Source organism: Dyadobacter sp. BE31, assembly GCF_031457695.1.
In the GTDB taxonomy this organism is placed as follows: Bacteria; Bacteroidota; Bacteroidia; order Cytophagales; family Spirosomataceae; genus Dyadobacter.
In genome coordinates this window covers 618,704-641,923 of record NZ_JAVDXA010000003.1, presented here as the reverse complement: position 1 = coordinate 641,923, position 23,220 = coordinate 618,704, and the positions used below count along the sequence as shown (strand labels likewise).

The window sequence follows — 23,220 nt, the reverse complement described above, 5'->3', positions numbered from 1 at the left end:
CATTAAGGCCGCGCCAGTTTCAGGATCTTTCCTGTGCCATGGTTACAAATGTAAAGCTCCTGGGACTGGTCGGTGCCAAAGGCGGATATTTGCCCGACGCCTTCGGCAATAATGCTGTTCTGAACCGCTTTGCCATTTTGGGTTTCGAGCGCGAAAAGCCGCCCGCTTACGTAATCGCCGAACACATATTTGCCCGCGAGCGACGGCACCGCCTTGCCACGGTATACAAACCCGCCCGTGATCGAATGCTCGCCATTGGCCTGCGGCAGGTCCAACACAGGGTCGATTAGCCCTTCGGCATTACAATCGCGCTTGGGATTATAGCAGTCGATACTCTCCTTTAACCGCCAGCCATAATTACCGCCGTTGACGATGATATTGATCTCTTCCCGCTTGTTCTGCCCCACATCCCCGGCCCAAAGCGTATTCGTAGCATCATCGAAGCTGATCCGCCACGGGTTTCGCAGGCCATAGGCATATATTTCCTCCCTGAGTCCCTCCTTATTGCCCGCAAATGGATTGTCGGCCGGGATTCCGTAGTTTCCTTTGCTTTGGCTGTTCACATCCACGCGCAGGATTTTGCCGAGCCAGGCGCTTTTGTTCTGGCCGTTGTTGCTCGGGTCGCCCCAGCTTCCGCCATCGCCGGTAGAAATGTAGAGGTAACCATCCCAGCCGAACTTCACAGCTCCGCCATTGTGATTATCAAACGGCTGATCGAACGTAAAAAGCACTGCTGCACTCGCCGGGTCGGCCTGGTTGGGATCGCTGGCGCTCACTTTATAGCGTACAATGGCTGTTTCGAGCTTGCCGGATACCTTCGTGGTGTAATTCAGGAAGAAATATCCGTTGTTTTTATAATCAGGGTGAAAAGCAATGCCCAATAACCCTGCCTCGCCGCCGTAACTCACCAGCTTTTTGATATCCAGAAACACCTTTGCAGACGAGGCTTCCGCCGCATTTTCGAAAACGCGGATCGTCCCTTCCTGTTCCAACACAAAAAGCCGGTTGCTACCGTCATTCGAATGCGTAAGATCAACGGGATAATCGAAATGCAGCTTTGGAAAAGCTTCCACCACCTTTACAACCGCCGCGGTACCAGGCCCATCCGGCTTCGAAGCATTGCAAACGGTTAAAAGCGCGAGCCCGGCGAGGCACTTTATGACAAAACGTTTCATGGCAAATCGGGTTTTGGGGTTAAAAACAGCAGCCAATTTCCTGCCCGATTACAAGTCAAATGCATTTCAGATTTACTTCCCATTGTCATCAAACCGCGCAATCATCGTATTTTAGTATTTAAACTTTCAAAAAGTTTTGAAAGTTTAAATACATTACTACCTTTGAAACATGGAACTCGAAGACGCAAAACGGAAATTTATCGAATCATGGGGCAAATTAGGCTCCGAATGGGGCATTAACCGCACCATGGCGCAGGTCCATGCATTACTGCTGATCTCTCCCGACCCACTTACAACCGAGGAAATCATGGAAACGCTCAGCATTTCGCGCGGCAATGCCAACATGACCCTCCGCGACCTGATCGGCTGGGGACTGATTGAAAAGCAACACAAGCCCGGCGAGCGGAAGGAGTATTTCTTCGCCGACAAGGACGTTTGGAATATCGCCAAACAGGTCGCCAAAGAACGCCGCAAACGTGAATTGGAGCCGGTTATCAGGGTGCTCGACGAGCTGTCGAAAGTTACTGGCGATGCCAACGATCCTGAGTTCAGCACGTTCAACAAGTCGGTCACGGATATTAATAAGCTAGCCAAGAACGTCGATAGAACCCTGGAAACCATGTTGGGTGCGGAAGAGAGCTGGTTTTGGGGTGGTATTTTCAAATTGTTCAAGTGATATTTTTTTTGATTCAAACTTTCAATTTTTTCTGAAAATTCAAAATATACTATACAAATGAAAACGCTACATAACCACATCATCTTGTACGACGCCGAGTGCCCGATGTGCAACCTCTACACGGGCGCATTTGTGCGTAATGGCATGCTGGATACCCACGGCCGAGAGGCCTATCAGCAATATTCCGGCGCCGCCTGCCCCAATCTCGACTGGCAGCGCGCCGTCAACGAAATAGCGCTCGTAAACCAGGAAACCGGTGAAGTCACTTACGGTATCGAAAGCCTGTTAAAAGTTTGCGGAAACGCCCTGCCGCTCCTCGCGCCATTGTTCCGCTGGAAACCGTTTCTATGGATCGCCACAAAAGCCTACGCATTCATTTCCTACAACCGCCGCGTGATCATCCCGGCGGCGGCTTCTGAAAACCAGTTCGGGTATCAGCCATCTTTTAATTTAAAATATCGCATTGCGTGGCTGGTTTTCGCGTGGGTAATGACAAGTTGTATTCTCAGCTCTTACACCAGCCTACTCACCGGTTTTCTCGTAAAAGGCGCTTTCTGGCGCGAATTTGCGATTTGTGGCGGACAGATACTCTTTCAGGGCGCTGTGGTTTTCGCTTATCAAAAACAGAAAGCCTGGGATTATCTCGGTAACATGATGACGATCTCGCTGGCTGGTGCATTGGTGTTACTGATATTTTTGACTATTTGCCTTTGGCTTAAATTGGGCTGGTTAATTTCTGCATTATGCTTTATGATGGTCGTGTTTCTGATGTTCCTCGAACATTTACGAAGATGCAGGCTACTGGGAGTGGGCTACTTGATGACTATTACCTGGATTTTGTACCGAATCGTCACACTTGCATTTCTATTGATGTAATACTATGAAATACGATAAAGTAGTGCTCGCAGGAGGCAACGGCTACCTGGGCCAGGTTTTACAGGAGTATTACAAACCGCTTACCCGGGAGCTGATCGTCCTGAGCAGAAAGCCCGCGCCTCAAACCGAAAATATTAAAACCATCGTTTGGAATGCCCGAACAGCAGGAGAATGGACAGATTGCCTCAACCATGCGGACATGCTCATTAACCTTTGCGGGAAAAATGTAAACTGCCGTTACACCCCTGAAAACCAAACCGAAATAATCAGCTCCCGGGTCGGCCCGACCACGCTGCTTGCCAATGTAATCCAATCTCTTGCGGTTCCTCCAAGACTTTGGATCAACGTTACGTCTGCAACCATTTACCGTCACGCAGAAGACCGTCCGCAAGACGAAGAAACAGGTGAAATAGGATATGGTTTTTCGATTGATGTATGTAAGAAATGGGAAGACGCATTCTTCCAGAGCGCAACTCCGAGAACGAGGAAAGTTGCTTTGAGGATGGGGATCGTTTTAGGCAAGCGCGACGGGGCATTTCCCCGTCTGCTCACGCTCGCCCGGATGGGCGCAGGAGGGAAACTTGGAAACGGGCAGCAGTATGTATCGTGGATCCATGAACAGGATGCTGCAAAATGTACCGAATGGCTGTTGCAGCACGAATCAGTTTCCGGGGTATTCAATTGCACTTCGCCAAAGCCGGTGAAAAACGAGGTGCTGATGGCCGCCATCCGCAAAGCCGGCGGCATTCCCTTTGGTGTTCCTTCTCCGGCCTGGTTACTGGAAATAGGCGCACGAGTAATCGGCACTGAAACCGAGCTACTGCTCAAAAGCCGGTGGGTATTGCCGAAAAGACTGCTGGACAGCCAGTTTGAATTCAGTTACCCTGAGGTTGAACATGCAATCAATGATATTGTGTGGCAACCTTAATGCAGTATATTTCTGCCAAAATTTTAAAACAAATGCAGCAGCTCCGCGCGAAGTTCGATACTTATGGCAAGCTTTCGGAAGAGGCGATGGCCGATCTGGCGAAGCTGATCCGGCCGCATTCCTATGCGAAGGGTGATTACTTTTTGAAGGAAGGACAAACGGCTAAAAACGTCGGATATGTGGTAAAGGGGCTTCTTTCGCAATATTATGCGTCGTCGGACGGAGATATGGTAGTCAAGAAGTTTTTTCCTGAAAACCATTTCGCAGGCTCCTTGCCGGCTATGCTCACGCATTCCCCGAGCATGTTCGCGATCAGGGCGCTCGAACCTACCGAGACATTGGAATACAATTTCTATGATTTCAAATCGCTTACCGAGAAGCATCACGACCTGGCCGCATTCTATATCCGGTACATGGAGCTCCATTGGGTCATTGAAAAGGAGCCAATGGAAATTTCATACCGGTACGACAGCGCCAAAACGCGCTATGTCAATTTCCTGAAAGAGTATCCCAATCTCGAACCGCGCCTCAAACAGCACGAAATCGCTTCTTACCTCGGCATTACGCCTACCCAGCTCAGCCGGATCCGGGCGGAAATGTAATTTTTCAAAATCTCAACATTTGTAAATGTTTTCGGTTGGCCGGAGCCCGACATTTGTCTCGTTCAAACCAAAACAATGACAAATGCTATGAAAAATGAAACCGACTTCCTGACAGATACCCTTGAAGGTAAAGCCGTCATGTTTGCTCCGGGCGAAGGTGAAGTGCTTGCTATGGGTGGTAACAGCATCACTTTAAAGGTTACCAGCGACATTTCGAACGACCAGCTGGGCGTTTATGAAATCAAACTAGCCCCCGGCACGATCGGCGCGCGATTGCATTATCACCGTTTTATGGATGAGACATTCATCTTCCGCAAAGGCACGCTGACAGTCGAACTCGCCAACGGTCCCATCCGCGCGCAGGAGGGTGCTGTCGTGTACGTCCCGCGCATGACCGCGCACGGATTTTCCAATCAGTCGGACGAAGATGTGGTGATTAACCTCATATTCAACCCCGGCCAGCAGCGGGAGGGCTTTTTCCGCGGGCTCAAATCAATATTGACCGAGCCGGAGATCGACCCGGCAAAATACCTGAAATTGTATCAGAAGTACGACAGTTTCCCGGTGGACGTACAGAATATGTTACCGGTGGGCCCTCCGCAGTAGCCGCTAAGCTTCTGCATTCCGCAACTTCTGTTTCAGCATCCCCGCCGCTTTGGTATAACCGCCCTCTGCGCCATCGATGAAGTGAATATGGCCGTCTTTGAGGTCATGGACGTAGCACGACATGACGGATTCGCCGCTGACATGCAATCCGTAATGAATCTCCCGCGCCGTCTCCATGGCATCAAGGGCGGCTTGGAGCTGCTCGCGCTGCCCGGGCGTGCCGGTGATTACGGTGTTGATCTTCCCATCGATGACCAGTGTGTCCGACATTTCGACCAGGCTGTTGAGGTAATTCCTGCCATATGACGTCCGAAAGTATACGTAACCAAAAAGCCAGGCAATCCAGGACGCCGCCAAACCGAGCATACTCGTGCTGCCTTCCCTTACCCGCATTTCCATTTCCATCTTTTTGAAAGTGGTGCGCCAGATCAGCCTGGCAACCGAAATGGGCTGCCGGCGCGGAAATGGCCCATAAATGCCGTCGACGTGCTCCATTACCTTTGCGAACAGTGCCGCCTGCTTTTTCCCGGCCGGTGCGGTAACGAGAAGCGTTACCACCTCCTGGTCCATTTCCGGCGGACCGATCTTGTCCCACCGGCATTGCATACCGCTCAGGTCGAGCTCGTCGTCCGGTTTGGGCTCATAGTCGAAGCGGTAATGCTCGCTTTTAATGCGTTTTTCTGCACAATACAGCCCGTCGCCTAATATCACGGGAATCGAAAATGCGCCGGATACTCTCAGCTTGCTGAGTTTCAGCTCGTATTCCTGCGCATAAATTTCACTCACCGGCACGACACCGATGCGAAGATCGAGCGCAAAATTTTCCTTCGTGTTCTTTCTGAAAACAGCCAGCGCGCGCATGGCCGCGTCGGCAATTGCGGGCGGCAGAATGAAAGTGGCCCCGTCGCCGCCGAAAAAGAACGGTACCGTAATGCCTGCTTTGAATGCAATATTCAGCACGCTCACGATACTGCCCGTCGCGATGAAATTAACCGTCTCGTGCATGCCGCCCGCAACGGCGCCGGTCGAGTTGCGGATGTCGGTGATCACCACATGCCACGAATCGGGCACATTGTAAAAAAGATGCTCCTCCGTAAGTAGTTCGCCCAACGAAATATGGTTGGCAGGCAAACGTGAATAAAACTGTTCGTTCCGGGCCAGCGACATGATTTCTGAATAAGTTCGAGGTTAATTTAAACCTATTTTCTTAAATAATTACCCCTCCGGAAATCGATAATCCTGCCAAGTTTTTGTTTTTTGCAGGTTAAAATTGAATGCCCGCCGCGTTCCACGTCATGCCGACAGTGCTGCGCAATGGCCGCGACTAACCTGAAACCCGCGTTTTCTGAATGCTTCGACCGACTTTTTATCATCTTACATACCTGTTTCTCCTGTTGCAATCGGCCTGGGCTGCGGCTCAAACAATACCCGTCGGCAACAAAGCATGGCTGAAAGAATACAATGAATACCGTGAATACGACGATGTGTACGTCGTGAAGAAGGTAATCATTCCTTGCCGGTCGTACGAGACATTCATTACCGATAAAAGCGGCCGAAAACTCTCCCCCGCCTACCGCGACATCGGCGATTTTGCCGAAGGCCTGGCCGAATTCGTGCCGATGGAACTCGGGCCGGAAGGGCATGGCCTGCACGGTTTCATCGACAAGCGCGGAAAAATTGTCATTGAACCCAAATACACTTCCACCGACCGGTTCCGCGATGGAAAAACCTGGGTTATATATCCATCCGGCAAGCATTACGGGCTTTCCTACATCGATCTTAAAGGAAATGAAATTTATAAAATCCCTATTCAACATTATACCAAAGACTACCTGATCAAGGACTCGGATATCGATTTCCTTTGCAATCATGATACGAAGGAGGATGTTTTATGGTGGGTACGAAGGCCGATGGATTTCAATATACTGAACTTCAATTTCAGCCGCTTTATCGAAAAAGAAATCAAAGCCTCGAAATTCATTTACCATTTCCTCTACAAAGGCAAATACGGGATCATTGATAAAAACATGATGCTGAAAGTCCCTGTGGCACTCGACGACATCGATCCCGATTACAAATACTCAGGCCAGGGAATGGAACGCGTGCAGTATGGCGATAAGTACGGTTATATTAGTCCATTCACCGGCGATCTCATTGTACCGTTCGAATACACCGATACCCGCAAACCGACTAATGGCTTGTTTTGGGTAAAAAAGGATGGAAAGTGGGGCTGCATTGATAAAACCGGCAAACTGCGTATCCGGCATTTGTATGACGAAGCCACCGGTTTCACGGCCGAAAACCGTTCTGCGGTCGCGATTAATGGCAAATTCGGCCACATCGATAAATCGGGCAGGATACGGACACCGCTGAAATATGATTTTGCTTCCTATTACAATCACGGTGTCTCGATGATCCGGATAGATGATAAGTATGGTTATATAGATACGACAGGCCATTTTATCACCAAAATCATTTACGATGAAGCCCTTCCTTTTGATCGCATTACAACCACCGTCGAGCGTTCCTGGCTCCGGTTTGAACTTTCACTTGACGGGAAAGAGAAGTTCGTAGGTTTCTCTTACAAACTGAATGCGGTGTTTATCATCCTGGGTGTGATCATTTTCATTTGGCTGAATAACTTGCTTTACCAGCGAGTACTGAAAAAGCGTTTGGTGAAAATATCCAACAAAAAATAAGGCCGTAATTTCAGGACAACGCCTTAATCCGCTTGCGGATCGCCTGCTGGTCGGCGGCAGTCCTAGCCAGCCGCAATGCTTTGCCCAGGTTTTCCAAAGCCTTTTGCCGGTCGATTCCATCATAGAGTTCGCCCAGCAATGCGAAATAAAAATGATTGCCTTCCAGCGCCAGGGCCTCCGTTTCGCGTATCGCTTCGGCTTTTCCTTTCCATTTGGATAGGGCAAACGCCCGGTTAAGCGCCGCAACGGGAGAATAACTGAGTTTCAATAGCTGATCATAGTAGTAGACAATGCTGCTCCATTTTTCCGGACTATCCTCTTTTTGCGTGTGCCAGTATGCGATGCCCGCTTCAAGGTGATACCGCGAAACCTGGTTGCCCCTGGCTGCCGATTGCAGAAAAACGTATCCATTCCTGATCAGATCGGCATTCCATAGGTCGGGGTCCTGCTCCTCGTACAGCACCAGCGCGCCCGAAGCATCCGTGCGGGCGTCGAACCGCGAGGCGTGAAAGCACATCATCGCCATCAGCGCATTGACGTGCGGCTTATTGGTAGCATTGTTTTCAATCAGCATCGTGCAAAGCCGGATGGCTTCCAGGCAAACATCCTTCCGCAACGTATGGTCCTGGCTCATCGAATAATATCCCTCATTGAAAAGCAAATAGAGGGTCGTCAGCACAGGTCCGAGCCGCGCATCCATTTCTGCCGGAGCCGGCATTTCGATGCGGATATCGACCTCCCGAAGCCGTTCCCGGGCCCTGGTCAGTCGTTTGTTGATGACTTCTTTCGTTGTCAGGAACGCGTCCGCAATTTCCTGAATGCCAAATCCGCAAAGCACGCGCAGCGCCAGTCCCACCTGCGACTCTTCCGAGATCGCCGGGTGACACACCGCAAAGAGCATTTGCAACTGGCTGTCGGTAATATTCTCGGGTGTAAGGTCTATCTCGACAGCCACGTCTTCACCGAGGCCCGCCCGGACCTCCGGCAATACCCGCTCCTCATAGATCGAATGCCGGTGCAGGTAATTTTTCGCCTTGTTTTTAGCGGTATTGTAGAGCCAGCCCGCGGGGTTCGGCGGCGGGCCTTCGATACCCCAAGCCTGCGTTGCCACCAGAAATGTATCGCTGGCAATGTCCTCCGCCACTTCTATTTCCCTGAAACCGAAATGCCGGCAAAGTACCGAAACAATCTTCCGGTATTCCGTCCTGAACAAATGCGGGATCAGCGGTTCACTGTTCATGCACGGAAACGATTTTCCTCACCTCCACGCTGTTCCCATCGCCATTCAGGATGGGGCATTGTGCCGCCAGCCGCATGGCATCATCGAAACTCTCCGCGCGAATCACGATAAAACCAGCCAGCGATTCCTTCGTTTCGGCATATGGGCCATCGGTTACTACGTTGTTGGGTTTGAGCACTTTCCCTTCCGTGGAAAGCCCCTTCCCGCCTGCAAATTTCCCTTCCTCCACAATGCCGTTAATCCAATGATGGTACTGCTTCATATACTCCTGCATTTGCTCGGGAGAAGGCTGCGCTTCCTTTGTCAGGAGATCAAGGCGCATGAGGATTAGGTATTCTTCCATAGAGTTTTTATGAATTTCTGATTGAAAGAAAACGGCTATTGATTTACTAACTCAATTTGCTTTTGCCCCTTCCTTTGAACTACCCGCCGGCCGATCTCAATAAATGGCTTCTCCACGAATTTAAAAAGGAAATAGCTAAGCAAAACACTCACGGCTATGTTGGCAAAAAAGCCAATTACCGCGATTTGTATCCTTGAAAAATAAGGAAAGAGAGCGATAAGCATCTGTAATACAATCCCGATCAGCATGGAATGCACCAGGTAGAACGAATAGGAAATATCAGCTGCAAATGAAGCGAGTTTTGAAGAAAGTATAGTCCGGAAAGTATCGAGGATACTGAAAAACCAATTCGGAATGGCAAACCTGATTTCATCCAAAAACAGGAAAAGCAACAAGATCAGCACGAGTGCTACCGTCATGATAGATTGGAAAGGTATCGTCACCGCAACGGCAATCATAAGGTAAATCAAATGCATTTGCCTGAGCTTTACGGCTGCCGCAATGATCCCTATCATAAAAAGTGGCATTGCAAACAAAATAACGGCCGGCAAATTATACTCCGGGAATCCTATTCTGCTGCAAACTAAGTTTACACCTCGCATTGACACTATTGCAATTCCCACAAAAGCGATAACTCCAATAATCACCCTACCCTTCTGTTTCCTGGCATTAGAAAACATTGCCAGAAACAAAAACGGAAAGATTATGTAAAACTGAGCTTCCAGTGAAAGGCTCCATGTAACGCCAAGAAGGCTGGAATAATACTGGGGAATCAAGCCGTGGACCATGAAAACGTGTGAAACAAGGTCAGCAACGTCGGGCTGTACGGTAGACCTGACAGTCCCCCATTGGCTCACACTATTCCCTGTGAAGAATATCAGATTGGCCTTGTTCATCTCGGCCATCGGCACAAAACCTATGAATGCTACGATTATGCAAAGAATGTAAACCGGGTACAGCCGGAAAAACCTCCGCTGCCAGAACTTTATGTGAGTACTTCTTTGGTTGAAAGGCTCTTTTAATCGCCTTTCAATGTAATTATAGGTCATTAAAAATCCGGTAATAACCATAAATCCATTTACCGCATACACCGGCCTATTGAAGGTTTCTTCCAGAATTTTCGGTAATGCAAAATATACTTTTCCTCCAATTAATGTGTAGTAGTGAGCTGCGAAAACCCAGAAGGCCAATAAAAATCGAAGACCATCCAGAAAGCCAACCCGAGGGCTTTGGTAATTGTTACTCATAAAATTAGTTTGGCGGTGAGTTGTAATAGCAGGCAAATATAGTTACATCATAGTACTACATAACTATTTCCGGGTTCTTTTGAAGCCTGAATTTATTGGGAATAGCAAAGGTAGCATTACACCACCTTTGCTTTAAAAATTCTCTGTATGAAAGATATTTCAAATCGCCTCATAGCTCAATAAAACCACCCCGCTGCTAAACACACGATGGTTGATCAGCTTCAAATCCAGTTTCCTCGTTAATCCCTGAAATGAGGGCGTACCTTCTCCGATGGCTACGGGATCGATCATGAACTGGTATTCATCAATCAGGCGCGCTTCGGCGAGTTGGGCGATGATGCTCCCGCTGCCCAGGATAGTCATGGTTTTGCCGGGGATAGCTTTAAGTTTTCGAACGGCGTCGACCAGGTCTTCTTTGATGAGCGTGGTATTCTCCCAACCGGCGCTTTCGAGGGTGGTCGAGAATACGATCTTTTCGGATTCATTCATCCCCTGGGCGACCTCCGGCATACTCTCGATGGCCATGGGCGTCGGCCAGAAACTTGCCATCATTTCATAGGTTACCCTGCCGAAGAGCAGTGTGGCTCTGGCTTCGAGGTTGTCGGAGGCGAAGCCATTCTCTTCTTCGCCATGCCGATGCCAGCTGATATCGTTATCGGGGCCTTTGAAATAACCATTGAGCGTCGTGAAATTGTAGGCAATGAGCTTTCCCATGGTAGTCTGTTTTTGAGGTGAATATTGTTTCAACTACCCCCACTACAAACGGGATGCCGAAAACAGGACAGCCGCATCCCTTTTTTTTCAGCGAAGCAGGTTCACAACGCCCTTATAGTTCAAAAACGACCCATTGATCAATTCTACCCTGATTTTGTAGGGATAAACAGCCGGCGAAGCCTTTTGGCCGTGGTAGGAACCGTCCCAGCCGGTCGATGGGCTGGATGCAGCAAAATTGGATTTCTGATAAACCACTTCGCCCCGGCGAATGAAAAACGTAGTCTTTTTGCATTGGCCAGAGAGTAAACATCTGAACAAAAAATCCGGTGTTTGAGGCTGGATACCAGCGTAAAAAGGGCGCCGTTGCTGCTTTTATCGGCATATCGTACATGGCGAAAATAATTACTGGCCCGTGATGGGGGTTTTAATATTAAATATGTGTCCTCATCATGAATGCAGCCTGCTTGCAAGGACATTGTACAGAAGCATTTATCTATCCTAAACCCTTAACATTATGAGAGCTTTCTCCCTTTCAGCCCTGGCGGTACTCTTTATGCTGTGCCAGCCGGCCTGGTCACAGACCAAGAAATACAGCATTGTGATCAAAGGCGGGCATGTGATCGACCCGAAAAACAACGTCGACGCCGTAATGGACGTGGCCATCGAAGGCACGCCGGGCGGTGAGGACGGAAAGATCGCCCTCGTAGCCAAAAACATCGACGCCAGCCAGGCCGTGCAGGTGGTGGATGCCAAAGGGCTCTATGTCACGCCCGGGCTGATCGACATTCACGTGCACTTTTTCTGGGGTACCGACCTCAAAGGCACCTACCGCAATGGCCCGAACGGCCTGCCCGCCGACGGTTTCACGTTCCGTTCAGGCGTTACCACCGTCGTGGATGCGGGAAGTTCCGGTTGGAAGACCTTTGAGACGTTCAAAAAACAAACTATCGACCTTTCCAAAACCCGTGTGCTCGCATTCCTGAACATTGTGGGCGAAGGAATGGCAGGTGGGAAATTCGAGAACAGCCTCGAAGAAATGGACGCAAAGGCAACTGCTGAAATGGCCAAAAAGTACCCGAACGACGTCGTGGGTGTAAAGCTGGCGCATTTCGTGGGTCACGACTGGACGCCCACCGACCGTGCATTGGAGGCCGGTACGCTTGCCAACATCCCTATTATGGTCGATTTCGGCAGTGCCAACCCGGTGTTACCATTGGAAGAATTGTATTTAAAAAAATTCCGTAAAGGCGACATTTATACCCATTGCTTCGGCGGCAACAGCAACAACAGCGGCCGCGGCCGCGAGTCTATCGTAGACGTATCGACCAATAAAGTGAAACCTTATGCGATCGAAGCGCAGAAACGCGGGGTGATATTTGATGTAGGCTTTGGGGGAGCCAGCTTTCTTTTCTCCCAGGGACAACCGGCGATTAAGCAGGGCTTTTATCCTAATTCCATCAGCACGGATCTGCACACGAGCAGCATGAACTCGGCCATGAAGGACATGAACAACATTATGTCCATGTTTATGGCAATGGGTATGGATTTCAAAAGTGTGATCAAAGCCAGCACCTGGAACCCCGCACAGGAAATCCGCCGCGAGGAACTCGGGAACCTGTCCGTAGGCTCGCCCGCCGACGTGGCCATACTGAACCTGCGCGACGGTAACTTCGGCTACTACGCCCGCGACGGCAAAATCACCGGCAAAAAACGCATCGAAACCGAAGCGACCATCCGCGGCGGCAACATCGTGTACACGCTCAATGCGCGCGTGGAGCCCGTAAACCTGCCGCGTCCGGAGCGCCCCGCAACCAACCAGGGCCCACAAACCCCGGGAACAGGTCCCAGGTAATTGAAAGGAAGATATTTATTCAGGAAAAAGGGTATTCCAAACCCAATCAGGCATCTTTCCTTCAACACCTGACTAAACTTGACAATACCTGACTAATCTTGACAACACCTGACCATTTCCTGACAACGCCTGACAACACCTGGCAACACCTGACCATTTCCTGAAAAGCCCTTTAACCATTCAAACCCCCAAATACCTTAACACCAATGAAACGCAGAGAACTTTTAAAAGATCTTTCCATGATCCCGCTCGCGGGAGGCGTTCTGAGCGCGGCGGCCAGCACGTCTGCGGCCTTTGCCGAAAGCAGCAAACCGAAGTGGTTTCAGAAATCCTCCGGGGCGCCGGCCGCAGCGGCTGTATCAGCACCCGGACCGTTGAAGCCGGGACCGCAAATCTATCAGTCGATCGGTGTGGAGCCGATTATCAACTGCCGGGGGACATTTACCATTATCGGAGCATCCATCGAGCTGCCGGAAGTTCGTCAGGCTATGGAATATGCATGCCAGTATAATGTACAGATCGACGAGCTGGCATTTGGTGTGGGCCAGCGCCTTTCAGAAATCGTCGGCTCCGAATGGGGCATGGTATCGTCGGGCTGTGCGGCGGGTATGAACGAGGTAACCGCGGGCATTATCGCAGGTGGTAACCCCGAAAAACTGATCCGCATTCCCAATCTGGAAGGTTTTGAAAAAACAGAGGTGATTATCCCAAGATCCTCGCGCAACGTGTATGACCATGCGATCCGTAACGTAGGCGTAAAAATCATCACTGTCGAAACCATTGAAGAGCTCAAAAAGGCCATTACCCCCCGCACAGCGATGATCTACATGATGCCGGGTGATGAGCCATGGACAGTGAAGGCCGTGGCGGATATCGCCAAACCTGCCGGTGTGCCATTGCTGGTGGACGCCGCAGCCGAACGTTTGACAATCCCAAACATCCACTTGCAAGCCGGCGCGAGTGTAGTGGCATATAGTGGTGGAAAAGTAATCCGCGGGCCGCAATGCGCAGGTCTGATGCTCGGTAGCAAAGATGTACTCATGTCGGCATGGCAGGCCAGCGCACCCCACCACGGACCTTGCCGCAACAATAAAGTGGGCCGCGAAGAAATGATCGGAATGCTCGCAGCCGTGGAAGCGTGGGCCACGCGTGACCATAAGGCTGAAATGAGGACTTGGGTATCATGGCTGGAAAACATTTCCAAGAAACTGAACGGCATTCCAAGCGCCAAACTCGAAATTAAAGAGCCCGCAGAAGGTGCATTGGATAATGCCACACCGACATTAACCATAACCTGGGACCCTACCAAGCTCAATATCACCGGCCAGGAAGTAGCCGACGAGCTGCAAACCACCAAGCCGCGTGTGGCCGTCGGAACCGGTTTCCGCAGAGGCCAGGCGGCACAATCAGGCCCTCCTACCACATCGATTACCGTAGCTGCCTATATGATGGGCCCCGGCAACGACAAAATTGTGGCGGAGCGCATTTACGAAATCCTTACCCGCAAGCGCAGCGCGCCAAAAGCCGAAGCGGTCATGAAAGCGCCTGCTGCCGAAATCGCAGGCCGCTGGGATGTGAGCATCGAGTTTTACACCAGCGCCAGCAAGCATACATTCCTTATCGAAAGGCAGGACGGCAACTACCTGTACGGAACGCACAAAGGCGAGTTCGCGACGCGCGAGCTGTTCGGTAACATCGATGGCGACGAAGTGCGCTTCCAGAGCCGGTACAGCGTGCCGGGCGACAACCTGACGATGACATTCTATGGAAAACTTTCGGGCGACACCATTACCGGCGAAATTGATATGGTGGAATATGTGAATGCGAAGTTTACCGCCAAGCGAGCAACCTTCCCGAACAACCGCCAGCGGATCAACATCCCTGCCGGCCGTCCGTTGTCGACCTAGTCACCGGATTTCACATAACGGTAATTAACATAAAAAGCCTTGGATCGATGCCAGGGCTTTTATGCTAATTACTAAATCTAAAATTTTTAATATTTCTGAGCCCTCGTCGACCGAATGGCTGAACCGTCTGATCCTTTGGTCACTAACCCGTTTTCGGGGCACGAAACTACGACCAAAATGCGCAAATACGAAGGTTTTTTTGCGCAATGCGCGATTTTTTCTTAAAAAAATCAGGGCGTAACTGTTGCGTCGTATGATTTAAATACTACTTTTGCATCACGATTGACGGCCAGGTGGTGGAATTGGTAGACACGCTACTTTGAGGGGGTAGTGCCCGTTCGGGTATAGGAGTTCGACTCTCCTTCTGGTCACATCTAAAAGTGCGTTTGGAGTTAACCAACGCACTTTTTTTATGCCCAAAAAAGCAAATAGGAAGCTGGGCCAGGTCATGCAAATGCCAGCATCCCAATTTCGCTCATCGACTCTTCCAGAAAACTTTTAGCAGAAGCCAGCGAGTAATCTGCCACAAAACGAACCGAACTTCCTGGCTTGGTAAACGTCACTACCTGCTCCAACATAATCTCCGCATGCTGCGCATTTGTAATGAAAGACGTGATGCGAACGATTTCCTCGCCTTCCTCGCTACGATCGCGATGCAGGCAAACCTGAACAGCTGTTTCAGGGATCCGAATGATTTTAAAATTCATAGTGGTGTTTTAGCTTAACAAATGATGACGTTTATCACCTCGGTTTTGCACCAGGAACATCGGAATGCTTCCAGTTTTACTATATTTACATACTGCGCTTAACCTAGACAATACTGTAAATATAAAATTCCATTTGGAAAAATAAAACTTCATTTGGAATTTATATCACAACCGAATCGATAGCAATGATAGAAATTGCAAGAATAGCGGCCATCATGAAAGCACACCACTTAAATACTAGTGAACTTGCTGAGATTGTAGGCTTATCTCCATCCAAAATTTCAAAAGTTCTCGCCGGAGATCAAAAACTCACTTCTGACGCAGTAGGAATATTAATTAAAGAGCTGGAAATTCATCCCAATTGGCTGTTTGGCTTTGAAGGCGAGCCGCAAGTTGTGATGTACATGAAAGACCTCGTTCATAAAAGCGAAGTAGAAAAACTGGAAGCAAAAATCAGGGAGCTCAAAGATGAACTCGGAGAGGTATACAAGCAACTGGCAGAGGAACGGAGAGTAAAGTAGTCATTTTTTGGGATTCAATTCCCGGATGCGCCGCTCACGCAATGCGGTGCGGTATTCACAAATTTCAACATCGATTTCAAGCTGCCGTCCCCTGGTCTTCCCAGGCAATGCCCGCTCCATTTCCAATTCACTCACATAACGCCTGACGCGATACGTCGCGACCGCCAGATCGGCTACTGCAATAACTTTCAAACTAATAAACTGAATAAAATATGAGACTGGCGCCGCGAGATACACAATCGTCTCACGAGGAAAAGACCCTGGCAACTGCTGTGAGATGCCAATAATGAATGTCGATAAAAAGGTTACTGTCTCGGTCTTGTACTTGAAGGATCTTTTCTTACGCCGTTTTCTGGCTTTTACTTCCATCCTTCGAGCACCTCTAAAAGCCTCTTGGCCTGACCATCTACATGATGCTTGCCCAGGACGATAGATTTGCCCGTTCGAGGATTGGTGAGGACAATGTCGCCTCCGAAGAATGCTTTTTTGATGAGAATAAAAATGCCGCGCCCCACGAAGAAAGCGACGCCGACACACGAAATGTAGAAGATAATGTCGTTCAATAGCATGTGTGAAATCGTTTTAGTTTGTAATAACACAAAGCTATCAGCTTTTTCCTAAAATACAACTTTCCCATTATCCTATTGCATTCTACTTATCAGGCAATTATCTTTACAAACGTTTGAATAACCCTGAAATCTAGAAAAGTGTTGAATTACGCCCTCTGCATGAAGCCCGCTTTCCTGCTCAGTGTGGTCGGCTTACTGATGGCTGACGTGAGTAAATCTTTTGCCCAATGCAAGGAAACCACCAGCCCATCGAATCACAAGATCGTCCACTATCACATCGTCCAGCTTTCCGGGCCTAAAGAATACCTGACCCTCGCCAAAACCGGTGAGGAACGGATCCTAAATTACCATAATGACGAATTCGGCCAGGTCTACCACGTTCAGATGTTCACCGAAATCAAGTTTTCGTCGGTGAAAGGTAATTTCTCCCTCTACACGACCATCAGCTCCACCGACCGCAGTAACTGGCAGAGCGAGTTCGTCCTTTCCACTCCGATCGAACCGAAAGAGCTCGAAAAAATGAAAGGAACGGTGCAGATTGAAATACTATTGCCCGACGACAAGCGGACATTCAAGGTCGATGCCAAAAAGAACCAGTTGCTTCTCAAGGCGATCGCGTGCATGTACTAGGTGCCCGATCAGACGTAAAACAACTCCTTGTTCAGTAATGCCACGATTTTGTTGAAGTCTTCGGGATTCGACGCGAAATCCATGTTGTTCACATCGATTTCGATGATCTTCCCGTCCTCATAGTTTTGCACAAAATCCTCGTAATAGCGGTTGAGATTGGTGAGATATTCCGTTGAAATGTCGGCTTCGAACTCGCGTCCGCGCTTTTTGATCTGCGACACCAGCTTCGGAATATCCGCCTTGAGGTAAATCAGCAAATCGGGTTGGGAAACGGTGCGGATAATGGATTCGAAGAGTAGCAGGTAAGTTTGGTAATCGCGGTCCGTAAGTACGCCGGATTCATACAGGTTACGGGCAAAAATGTAGGCGTCTTCGAAAATGGTGCGATCCTGAACGATGGTCGAATAAGTCGTTTCGCGGATTTTCTGGACCTGAGCGAAGCGGTTGTTCAAAAAATAAATTTGCAGATTGAACGCCCAGCGCTCCATATCCATATAAAAATCAGCGAGATAGGGATTTCCTTCGACCGCCTCATACATCACTTCCCATTTAAAATAGTCCCCCAGCATTTGGGTCAATGTAGTTTTACCTGCGCCGATGTTACCAATGATAGCGATGTGCATAAGGAGATAGGATGAAGTTGAGTCATTGAACGAGTGCCCACAAAAATATGTATTTCAACGGATAACCGGTCAGCTACAAAACTGATTTTCGGCATTTTCTTAAAACTTGCATTATTCGTATATTTGCGGCTGATTTGGAGAAAAGAATTTAATTATGAAACCTTACCGGGTTATACTATATTATTATTACACGCCCATCGCCGATCCCGACACTTACCGCGATGAGCATCACCTTTTTTGCGTGGAGAACAACCTCCTGGGCCGCATTATCGTGGCGCCCGAGGGCCTGAACGGCACGGTTTCGGGCACACCGGAACAATGCGAGGCTTATATGAACTATGTCCGTTCGGACGCGCGCTTCGCCGGTGTTCAATTCAAAGTGGAGGAATCGGATCATGTTGCATTCCAAAAGTTGCACGTGCGTGTGAAGGACGAGATCGTAAACTCCGACCTACCGGTAAATCCCCTCGTGCAGACAGGCAAGCACCTCGAACCCGCCGATTTCAAAGCAATGCTGAATGATCCCGACGTGGTGCTCGTGGATATGCGCTCGGATTATGAGCACGAAGTAGGCAAGTTCAAGGGTGCGATCACGTTCGATATGCACAACCTGCGCGAACTGCCCGACCACGTGCATGAGATCGCCCATTTGAAAGATAAGAAAGTAATCACCTATTGCACCGGCGGTATCAAATGCGAGAAAGCGAGTGCCTACCTGCTTGATCAGGGCTTTACCGACGTTTACCAGCTGCACGGTGGCATTATACGCTACGGCCTGGAAGAAGGCGGTGAAAACTTTGACGGTAAATGTTATGTGTTCGACAACCGCATTACCGTAGATGTGAACAGCGTAAACCCGACGGTGATTTCGAAATGTTACATCTGCAAAGAGCCTTCCGACCGCATGGTGAACTGCGCGAACGCCGAATGCAACAACCACGTACCGATCTGCGAAAAATGCGGCTGGGAAATGGAAGGCGCCTGTTCGGCAGAATGCAAAACACATCCCGCCAAACGCGCCTATGATGGCACGGGCTATTACGTCGTGAACAGCAACCACTACCACCCGCTGCAAGGCCTGAAAAGCCAGCAAAAGAATATCAAGAAAATGAAGCTCGCGTTGAAAACTGAATCGGCCTAGCCGGTTCAGTTCAATGGTTTTTCGAGCACGAAATCGTTCATCCAGTAAGGTCCGATAGGAATATCAACCTCGTCGACTACCTGGAAGCCCATTTTTTCGTAGAAGGTTTTGGCCTTGTTATAGCGGTTCACGTTCAGTGAGAGCACCGTTCCTCCCTGCGATTTCACGTAGTTCTCAGTTGCGTGTAGAAGGTATTTACCCGCGCCGGTCCCTTGCGTGGAGGGAAGCACATATATTTTATGTAATTTGAACTTTCCCGGCTTTTCTTCCGATACCGACGAAAAGCCGGTGGGCGTCTCGTCGCTTAGCAGGATCATGAATTGCTGGCCAGATCGCATCTGGTCCGTCAGGGATTCGGGAGAATATATTTTTTCGAACATAAAATCGATCTGCTCCTTGCTAAGGATGTCACGGTAAGTCGGTTCCCATGTTTTTTCCTGGATTTCGATGATGGTCGGAATGTCCCCGACCGAGGCTTGTAGTGTTGCGAATGAAGGCATATTGCTTAAATTTGGCAGCTTGAAAAGCGCAATTAAATATTTATTCACTTAAAAACCATGTTACTGAGCCGGCAGACCAGATCGCATGAAGCAACTAAGCACCCGATCAGTAGAAATATATGAAACCCCTCATTTTAGTTACAAATGACGACGGAATAACGTCAAAAGGAATCCGAACACTGGTTGAAATCATGCAAACGCTGGGCGAGGTGATCGTGGTCGCTCCCAACAGCCCGCAATCCGGAATGGGCCATGCCATTACCATCGGTGAACCGCTCAGGCTTTATTCCACCCATATTTTTGATGATGTGACGGAATACGAATGCTCGGGAACACCGGCCGATTGTGTAAAACTGGCTAAAAACTACGTGTTGCAGGACCGCAAGCCCGACCTCGTCGTAAGCGGTATCAACCATGGCAGCAATAGCTCGATCAGCGTGTTGTACTCCGGCACGATGTCGGCCGCCATTGAAGCGGCGATCGAAGGCATCCCGGCAATCGGTTTTTCGCTTTGTGATTTCAGGGAGGACGCGGATTTCAGCCACGCCGTTCCCTACATCAAGTCGATCACCGAAGAAGCTTTGAAGAATGGTATTCCAAACGGCATTGCATTGAATGTGAACATTCCTGCCAAAACAGACCTGGCGCTGAAAGGCGTAAAAGTGTGCCGCCAGGCGCATGCCAAATGGCAGGAGAAATTCGACTACCGCGTCGACCCTAACGGTCGCGGCTACCTTTGGATGGCCGGTGAGTTTGTCAATTTCGATACGGAAAAAGAAGATACCGATGTCTGGGCACTGGATAATAACTATATCTCAGTGGTGCCATGTCAATATGATCTGACAGAGTATGAAGCGTTGAAAAAGCTATCGACCTGGGATTTGTAATTTAACCAACAGCTATGGCATTAGTAGGCAGTTTATTAAAGAAAGGCATCCATTTCAGCAACATCGTTGCCAACCGCCGCAAGGCAAGTTTACACCAGCAGCAGAAAAAAACTTTGGCCAAACTCCTGGCCAAGGCCAGATATACCGAGTTCGGCGAGAAGTACAATTTCGACGAACTGCTCTCCTCCATTCTTTTCGGTGAAAAAGGCGCATTTTACGAGCTCTACAAGCGCACGGTGCCTGTTTACGATTACAACAAGATATTCAACGAGTGGTGGCACAAATCGCTCGAAGGCGATAAGGACGTGTGCTGGCCGGGCACGGTTAAATACTATGCATTGAGCTCGGGAACATCGGAAGCGGCTTCGAAGCAGATTCCGGTGACGAAGGCCATGACCAAAGCCATTCAGAAAACGAGTATCCGCCAGATATTGTCGTTAGGCCATTACAAGGACCTCCCGCCTGATTTGTACGAAAAGGGATTTCTGATGCTTAGCGGCAGTACTAACCTGAACCCGCATGATACCGGGAGTTTGGCAGGCGATTTGAGCGGTATTCAAATCCAGCAGATCCCGCGCTGGTTCCGCCCTTACTACAAACCGGGCCAGAAAATCGCAGCGCAGCGCGACTGGGGCCTGAAACTGGAAGAGATCACGCGCGTGGCGAGCGAATGGGACATTGGCTTCGTGGTAGGCGTGCCTGCGTGGATCCAGCTGCTTTTCGAAAAGATCATCGCGCATTATAATGTAAAAAACATCCACGAAATCTGGCCGAATTTGCAGGTTTTCGCGCACGGAGGTGTTTCTTTTGAGCCTTACCGCAAAGGTTTCGAGAAGCTGCTCGGCAAGCCGATGACCTACATCAATACCTACCTCGCGTCGGAAGGCTTTATCGCCTACCAGTCGCGGCCGGGTGCGGTAGGGATGGAATTGGTCTGTGATAATGGACTTTTCTTTGAATTTATCCCCTTCACCCCTCAGAACTTCGATTCCGACGGCGTAATGCTCGATAATCCCGAGACGCTGATGATCGACCAGGTGGAAGAAGGAAAAGAATATGCGTTGCTGCTCTCGACCTGCTCGGGCGCGTGGCGTTACCTGATCGGCGATACGCTGAAATTCGTGGATAAGTCGCGCGGCGAAATCGTTATTACCGGTCGTACAAAGCATTACCTCAGCCTCTGCGGCGAGCACCTTTCGGTGGACAATATGAACAAGGCGATCGACCTCGTTTCGCGTGAAATGGGTATTTCGGTGAAGGAATTTACCGTTTGCGGCATCGAGCACGGCAGCCTGTTCGCGCACGATTGGTACGTGGGCGTGGAAGAATCCAATGTAGATGCAGAAGTTTTGAAACAAAAACTCGACGCCAAGCTCGCTGAGCTCAATGATGACTACGCTGTGGAGCGCCGTCACGCGTTGAAAGAAGTATTTGTAAACGTGCTGCCCAACCAGGCATTCTACCATTGGATGGAATCCAAAGGCAAGCTCGGCGGACAGAACAAATTCCCCCGCGTTTTCAAGAAAGATCTGATTAATGATTGGAAAAATTTCCTGAAAACCGAAGGCTACGTTAAAGAATAACGCTACTTCAAAAAATTGGTATAAGCAATCTGACAGGCGATGAGAATAAAAATCACGCCTGTCACTTTGTTAAATACGGTGACTACCTTGGGTGTGAACAGCTTTTTGAGCCTGTGCGCGAAGACAGCAATGGCGCTTTCCACCAAAAATACCGCAATCACACTCGCCGCGAAGAATAGTATGACCTGGTTAAGGTTATAATGCAGGTTCGTACGGATGTACGAAGCTATTGTCACCCAACTGATGAAATTCACGGGATTCAGCCCGTTCAGCAGGAAGCCGGTGGTGAAATAGTACAGAAAGTTTCCAAAACGTGTTTGCGGTTCGGCGATCTGCGGCTGGCCTTTGATGATATTGCTCAGCCCCAACGCAATCAGGAACACCACGCCTGCTCCGGCCATCCATTGCTGGAAATGCGGGATATCGGGCAGCAATGCCGTCCCGAAAATGGCGAAGAATACGAAGATAATGTCGCAGATAAACACGCCGAACGCGATTTTGATGCCCGTTCGATAGCCATTATCTACGCTATTTTGGACCAGGGAAAAGAAAACGGTCCCGAAAGTAAGACACAATGCGACGCCCGTCAGCGTGCCGTAAAGTAACGCTTGCAGCATATCAGATACCTTTCAGTCTGGCAGTCATCAATATGGCAGCTACCGAAAGCGAATCGGTGATTTCGGAGCGCATAACCATTTCTACTGCTTCTTTCAAAGGCAATTTCCACACTTGCAAATCCTCAGTATCTTCCGGCTCGGCCTGGTCTTGCGTGAGCTCCTCGGCAATGAAGAGGAATCCTTCTTCGTTAGTTGCCGAGTTGGAGGTGTGAATGCGGGAAAGTTTAGTCCATTTGTTCGCCAGAAGACCGGTTTCCTCTTTCAGCTCGCGTTTGGCGGCGTCGAGCGGATCGGCGCCGAGCGCCCCGCCGCCTTCCGGGATTTCCCAGGAATATTCGTCGATCGCGTAACGGTACTGGCCCACGAGGTAAATGTTGTTGTCGCTGTCCACCGGGATCACCCCTATCGCCTGGTTTTTGAATTTAACCAAACCGTAAATGCCTTTGTTACCCGAAGGGTTAATCACGTCACGGTGACTGAGTTCCAGCCAGGCATTCTCATAAACGGTTTCCGACGATAGTGTTTTCCAGTTATTTTCAGTGGATATAACCCGCATTTTCTTAGTATTTTTGGCCTT

General features: G+C 49.5%; 27 protein-coding genes and 1 tRNA gene. 14 read left to right on the top strand and 14 right to left on the bottom strand.

The window, feature by feature from the left end; genetic code table 11:
• Positions 1-2: 2 nt before the first annotated feature.
• Positions 3-1,175 (bottom strand): PQQ-dependent sugar dehydrogenase, encoded by a 1,173-nt coding sequence (locus J2Y43_RS18420; protein ID WP_309985368.1) that lies wholly within the window; start codon positions 1,173-1,175, stop codon positions 3-5.
• 169 nt (positions 1,176-1,344) lie between these two features.
• Between J2Y43_RS18420 and J2Y43_RS18415 the strand changes: the two genes are divergently transcribed.
• The 5 genes from J2Y43_RS18415 to J2Y43_RS18395 all read left to right on the top strand — a co-directional run bounded on the left by J2Y43_RS18415 (position 1,345) and on the right by J2Y43_RS18395 (position 4,863).
• Positions 1,345-1,851, top strand: a complete 507-nt coding sequence (locus J2Y43_RS18415) for a MarR family transcriptional regulator (protein ID WP_309985367.1) — start codon at positions 1,345-1,347, stop codon at positions 1,849-1,851.
• Positions 1,852-1,908: 57 nt separating this feature from the next.
• Positions 1,909-2,727, top strand: coding sequence for a DCC1-like thiol-disulfide oxidoreductase family protein (locus J2Y43_RS18410; RefSeq protein WP_309985365.1), 819 nt, complete (start codon positions 1,909-1,911; stop codon positions 2,725-2,727).
• A 4-nt stretch (positions 2,728-2,731) separates the two neighbouring features.
• Positions 2,732-3,655 (top strand): TIGR01777 family oxidoreductase, encoded by a 924-nt coding sequence (locus tag J2Y43_RS18405; RefSeq protein WP_309985362.1) that lies wholly within the window; start codon positions 2,732-2,734, stop codon positions 3,653-3,655.
• 32 nt (positions 3,656-3,687) lie between these two features.
• Positions 3,688-4,257 (top strand): Crp/Fnr family transcriptional regulator, encoded by a 570-nt coding sequence (locus tag J2Y43_RS18400; RefSeq protein ID WP_309985359.1) that lies wholly within the window; start codon positions 3,688-3,690, stop codon positions 4,255-4,257.
• An 87-nt stretch (positions 4,258-4,344) separates the two neighbouring features.
• On the top strand, positions 4,345-4,863 hold the full coding sequence (locus J2Y43_RS18395) for a cupin domain-containing protein (RefSeq protein ID WP_309985357.1): 519 nt from the start codon (positions 4,345-4,347) through the stop codon (positions 4,861-4,863).
• Between the two features lie 3 nt (positions 4,864-4,866).
• Here the strand turns inward: J2Y43_RS18395 and J2Y43_RS18390 are convergent, their stop codons facing one another.
• Entirely contained in the window at positions 4,867-6,030 is a 1,164-nt protein-coding gene (locus tag J2Y43_RS18390) for a DUF3095 domain-containing protein (RefSeq protein WP_309985355.1), read from the bottom strand.
• A gap of 182 nt (positions 6,031-6,212) precedes the next feature.
• On the opposite strand from J2Y43_RS18390, the gene J2Y43_RS18385 reads away from it, so the two are divergent.
• A complete protein-coding gene (locus J2Y43_RS18385; RefSeq protein WP_309985353.1) occupies positions 6,213-7,562 on the top strand; it encodes a WG repeat-containing protein in 1,350 nt (449 codons plus the stop codon).
• A 10-nt stretch (positions 7,563-7,572) separates the two neighbouring features.
• On the opposite strand, the gene J2Y43_RS18380 is transcribed toward J2Y43_RS18385, so the two are convergent.
• The 5 genes from J2Y43_RS18380 to J2Y43_RS18360 all read right to left on the bottom strand — a co-directional run bounded on the left by J2Y43_RS18380 (position 7,573) and on the right by J2Y43_RS18360 (position 11,424).
• On the bottom strand, positions 7,573-8,802 hold the full coding sequence (locus J2Y43_RS18380) for a DUF6596 domain-containing protein (RefSeq protein ID WP_309985351.1): 1,230 nt from the start codon (positions 8,800-8,802) through the stop codon (positions 7,573-7,575).
• Positions 8,792-9,145, bottom strand: a complete 354-nt coding sequence (locus tag J2Y43_RS18375; protein ID WP_309985349.1) for a YciI family protein — start codon at positions 9,143-9,145, stop codon at positions 8,792-8,794. Before J2Y43_RS18375 ends, J2Y43_RS18380 begins: the two co-directional genes overlap by 11 nt.
• 35 nt (positions 9,146-9,180) lie before the next feature.
• Positions 9,181-10,392 carry an acyltransferase gene (locus tag J2Y43_RS18370; protein WP_309985347.1) on the bottom strand — a complete coding sequence of 404 codons (1,212 nt, stop codon included), beginning with the start codon at positions 10,390-10,392 and terminating at the stop codon, positions 9,181-9,183.
• A 159-nt stretch (positions 10,393-10,551) separates the two neighbouring features.
• On the bottom strand, positions 10,552-11,106 hold the full coding sequence (locus J2Y43_RS18365) for a dihydrofolate reductase family protein (RefSeq protein ID WP_309985345.1): 555 nt from the start codon (positions 11,104-11,106) through the stop codon (positions 10,552-10,554).
• A gap of 87 nt (positions 11,107-11,193) precedes the next feature.
• Positions 11,194-11,424: a hypothetical protein gene (locus tag J2Y43_RS18360; RefSeq protein WP_309985343.1), complete on the bottom strand. Its 231-nt coding sequence runs from the start codon at positions 11,422-11,424 to the stop codon at positions 11,194-11,196.
• Between the two features lie 196 nt (positions 11,425-11,620).
• Here J2Y43_RS18360 and J2Y43_RS18355 point away from each other — a divergent pair, with 196 nt between their 5' ends.
• From J2Y43_RS18355 to J2Y43_RS18345, 3 genes are all read left to right on the top strand, one after another.
• A complete protein-coding gene (locus J2Y43_RS18355) occupies positions 11,621-12,958 on the top strand; it encodes an amidohydrolase/deacetylase family metallohydrolase (protein ID WP_309985341.1) in 1,338 nt (445 codons plus the stop codon).
• 206 nt (positions 12,959-13,164) lie between these two features.
• Complete coding sequence (locus tag J2Y43_RS18350; protein WP_309985339.1) at positions 13,165-14,865, top strand: selenocysteine synthase; 1,701 nt, start codon at positions 13,165-13,167, stop codon at positions 14,863-14,865.
• A gap of 287 nt (positions 14,866-15,152) precedes the next feature.
• A tRNA-Leu gene (locus J2Y43_RS18345) sits at positions 15,153-15,236 on the top strand.
• A gap of 75 nt (positions 15,237-15,311) precedes the next feature.
• Here J2Y43_RS18345 and J2Y43_RS18340 read toward each other — a convergent pair.
• Complete coding sequence (locus J2Y43_RS18340) at positions 15,312-15,572, bottom strand: hypothetical protein (protein WP_309985336.1); 261 nt, start codon at positions 15,570-15,572, stop codon at positions 15,312-15,314.
• Positions 15,573-15,757: 185 nt separating this feature from the next.
• On the opposite strand from J2Y43_RS18340, the gene J2Y43_RS18335 reads away from it, so the two are divergent.
• On the top strand, positions 15,758-16,093 hold the full coding sequence (locus J2Y43_RS18335; RefSeq protein WP_309985334.1) for a helix-turn-helix transcriptional regulator: 336 nt from the start codon (positions 15,758-15,760) through the stop codon (positions 16,091-16,093).
• Here the strand turns inward: J2Y43_RS18335 and J2Y43_RS18330 are convergent, their stop codons facing one another.
• The gene (locus J2Y43_RS18330) at positions 16,094-16,462 is read right to left on the bottom strand and encodes a hypothetical protein (protein WP_309985332.1); all 369 of its coding nucleotides are present in this window, start codon (positions 16,460-16,462) and stop codon (positions 16,094-16,096) included.
• Positions 16,453-16,662, bottom strand: a complete 210-nt coding sequence (locus J2Y43_RS18325) for a hypothetical protein (protein WP_223408042.1) — start codon at positions 16,660-16,662, stop codon at positions 16,453-16,455. Before J2Y43_RS18325 ends, J2Y43_RS18330 begins: the two co-directional genes overlap by 10 nt.
• Before the next feature lie 159 nt (positions 16,663-16,821).
• Between J2Y43_RS18325 and J2Y43_RS18320 the strand changes: the two genes are divergently transcribed.
• Positions 16,822-17,292: a hypothetical protein gene (locus tag J2Y43_RS18320; protein WP_309985329.1), complete on the top strand. Its 471-nt coding sequence runs from the start codon at positions 16,822-16,824 to the stop codon at positions 17,290-17,292.
• A gap of 8 nt (positions 17,293-17,300) precedes the next feature.
• Here the strand turns inward: J2Y43_RS18320 and J2Y43_RS18315 are convergent, their stop codons facing one another.
• The gene (locus J2Y43_RS18315; protein ID WP_309985326.1) at positions 17,301-17,915 is read right to left on the bottom strand and encodes a deoxynucleoside kinase; all 615 of its coding nucleotides are present in this window, start codon (positions 17,913-17,915) and stop codon (positions 17,301-17,303) included.
• A 154-nt stretch (positions 17,916-18,069) separates the two neighbouring features.
• Between J2Y43_RS18315 and J2Y43_RS18310 the strand changes: the two genes are divergently transcribed.
• Complete coding sequence (locus tag J2Y43_RS18310) at positions 18,070-19,056, top strand: rhodanese-related sulfurtransferase (RefSeq protein ID WP_309985324.1); 987 nt, start codon at positions 18,070-18,072, stop codon at positions 19,054-19,056.
• A gap of 5 nt (positions 19,057-19,061) precedes the next feature.
• Here J2Y43_RS18310 and J2Y43_RS18305 read toward each other — a convergent pair whose 3' ends face one another.
• On the bottom strand, positions 19,062-19,556 hold the full coding sequence (locus J2Y43_RS18305) for a GNAT family N-acetyltransferase (protein ID WP_309985322.1): 495 nt from the start codon (positions 19,554-19,556) through the stop codon (positions 19,062-19,064).
• Positions 19,557-19,675: 119 nt separating this feature from the next.
• Here J2Y43_RS18305 and surE point away from each other — a divergent pair, with 119 nt between their 5' ends.
• A complete protein-coding gene (gene surE, locus J2Y43_RS18300; protein ID WP_106595373.1) occupies positions 19,676-20,443 on the top strand; it encodes a 5'/3'-nucleotidase SurE in 768 nt (255 codons plus the stop codon).
• Positions 20,444-20,457: 14 nt separating this feature from the next.
• Positions 20,458-22,026, top strand: a complete 1,569-nt coding sequence (locus J2Y43_RS18295; RefSeq protein WP_309985319.1) for a GH3 auxin-responsive promoter family protein — start codon at positions 20,458-20,460, stop codon at positions 22,024-22,026.
• A gap of 2 nt (positions 22,027-22,028) precedes the next feature.
• On the opposite strand, the gene J2Y43_RS18290 is transcribed toward J2Y43_RS18295, so the two are convergent.
• Both J2Y43_RS18290 and J2Y43_RS18285 read right to left on the bottom strand, forming a co-directional pair.
• Complete coding sequence (locus tag J2Y43_RS18290) at positions 22,029-22,643, bottom strand: LysE family translocator (RefSeq protein WP_309985317.1); 615 nt, start codon at positions 22,641-22,643, stop codon at positions 22,029-22,031.
• 1 nt (position 22,644) lies between these two features.
• A complete protein-coding gene (locus tag J2Y43_RS18285) occupies positions 22,645-23,199 on the bottom strand; it encodes an NUDIX hydrolase (protein WP_223408026.1) in 555 nt (184 codons plus the stop codon).
• Positions 23,200-23,220: the final 21 nt, after the last annotated feature.

What these genes read in the sequence shown, in the direction of transcription:
- J2Y43_RS18355 (WP_309985341.1), top strand. Translation starts at nt 11,621, where the DNA reads ATGAGAGCTTTCTCCCTTTCAGCCCTGGCGGTACTCTTTATGCTGTGC.
- J2Y43_RS18400 (WP_309985359.1), top strand. Translation starts at nt 3,688, where the DNA reads ATGCAGCAGCTCCGCGCGAAGTTCGATACTTATGGCAAGCTTTCGGAA.
- J2Y43_RS18305 (WP_309985322.1), bottom strand. Translation starts at nt 19,556, where the DNA reads ATGCCTTCATTCGCAACACTACAAGCCTCGGTCGGGGACATTCCGACC.
- J2Y43_RS18335 (WP_309985334.1), top strand. Translation starts at nt 15,758, where the DNA reads ATGATAGAAATTGCAAGAATAGCGGCCATCATGAAAGCACACCACTTA.
- J2Y43_RS18340 (WP_309985336.1), bottom strand. Translation starts at nt 15,572, where the DNA reads ATGAATTTTAAAATCATTCGGATCCCTGAAACAGCTGTTCAGGTTTGC.
- J2Y43_RS18295 (WP_309985319.1), top strand. Translation starts at nt 20,458, where the DNA reads ATGGCATTAGTAGGCAGTTTATTAAAGAAAGGCATCCATTTCAGCAAC.
- J2Y43_RS18370 (WP_309985347.1), bottom strand. Translation starts at nt 10,392, where the DNA reads ATGAGTAACAATTACCAAAGCCCTCGGGTTGGCTTTCTGGATGGTCTT.
- J2Y43_RS18415 (WP_309985367.1), top strand. Translation starts at nt 1,345, where the DNA reads ATGGAACTCGAAGACGCAAAACGGAAATTTATCGAATCATGGGGCAAA.
- J2Y43_RS18330 (WP_309985332.1), bottom strand. Translation starts at nt 16,462, where the DNA reads ATGGAAGTAAAAGCCAGAAAACGGCGTAAGAAAAGATCCTTCAAGTAC.
- J2Y43_RS18390 (WP_309985355.1), bottom strand. Translation starts at nt 6,030, where the DNA reads ATGTCGCTGGCCCGGAACGAACAGTTTTATTCACGTTTGCCTGCCAAC.
- J2Y43_RS18310 (WP_309985324.1), top strand. Translation starts at nt 18,070, where the DNA reads ATGAAACCTTACCGGGTTATACTATATTATTATTACACGCCCATCGCC.
- surE (WP_106595373.1), top strand. Translation starts at nt 19,676, where the DNA reads ATGAAACCCCTCATTTTAGTTACAAATGACGACGGAATAACGTCAAAA.
- J2Y43_RS18325 (WP_223408042.1), bottom strand. Translation starts at nt 16,662, where the DNA reads ATGCTATTGAACGACATTATCTTCTACATTTCGTGTGTCGGCGTCGCT.
- J2Y43_RS18315 (WP_309985326.1), bottom strand. Translation starts at nt 17,915, where the DNA reads ATGCACATCGCTATCATTGGTAACATCGGCGCAGGTAAAACTACATTG.
- J2Y43_RS18365 (WP_309985345.1), bottom strand. Translation starts at nt 11,106, where the DNA reads ATGGGAAAGCTCATTGCCTACAATTTCACGACGCTCAATGGTTATTTC.
- J2Y43_RS18380 (WP_309985351.1), bottom strand. Translation starts at nt 8,802, where the DNA reads ATGAACAGTGAACCGCTGATCCCGCATTTGTTCAGGACGGAATACCGG.
- J2Y43_RS18395 (WP_309985357.1), top strand. Translation starts at nt 4,345, where the DNA reads ATGAAAAATGAAACCGACTTCCTGACAGATACCCTTGAAGGTAAAGCC.
- J2Y43_RS18410 (WP_309985365.1), top strand. Translation starts at nt 1,909, where the DNA reads ATGAAAACGCTACATAACCACATCATCTTGTACGACGCCGAGTGCCCG.
- J2Y43_RS18320 (WP_309985329.1), top strand. Translation starts at nt 16,822, where the DNA reads ATGAAGCCCGCTTTCCTGCTCAGTGTGGTCGGCTTACTGATGGCTGAC.
- J2Y43_RS18405 (WP_309985362.1), top strand. Translation starts at nt 2,732, where the DNA reads ATGAAATACGATAAAGTAGTGCTCGCAGGAGGCAACGGCTACCTGGGC.
- J2Y43_RS18285 (WP_223408026.1), bottom strand. Translation starts at nt 23,199, where the DNA reads ATGCGGGTTATATCCACTGAAAATAACTGGAAAACACTATCGTCGGAA.
- J2Y43_RS18350 (WP_309985339.1), top strand. Translation starts at nt 13,165, where the DNA reads ATGAAACGCAGAGAACTTTTAAAAGATCTTTCCATGATCCCGCTCGCG.
- J2Y43_RS18375 (WP_309985349.1), bottom strand. Translation starts at nt 9,145, where the DNA reads ATGGAAGAATACCTAATCCTCATGCGCCTTGATCTCCTGACAAAGGAA.
- J2Y43_RS18385 (WP_309985353.1), top strand. Translation starts at nt 6,213, where the DNA reads ATGCTTCGACCGACTTTTTATCATCTTACATACCTGTTTCTCCTGTTG.
- J2Y43_RS18420 (WP_309985368.1), bottom strand. Translation starts at nt 1,175, where the DNA reads ATGAAACGTTTTGTCATAAAGTGCCTCGCCGGGCTCGCGCTTTTAACC.
- J2Y43_RS18290 (WP_309985317.1), bottom strand. Translation starts at nt 22,643, where the DNA reads ATGCTGCAAGCGTTACTTTACGGCACGCTGACGGGCGTCGCATTGTGT.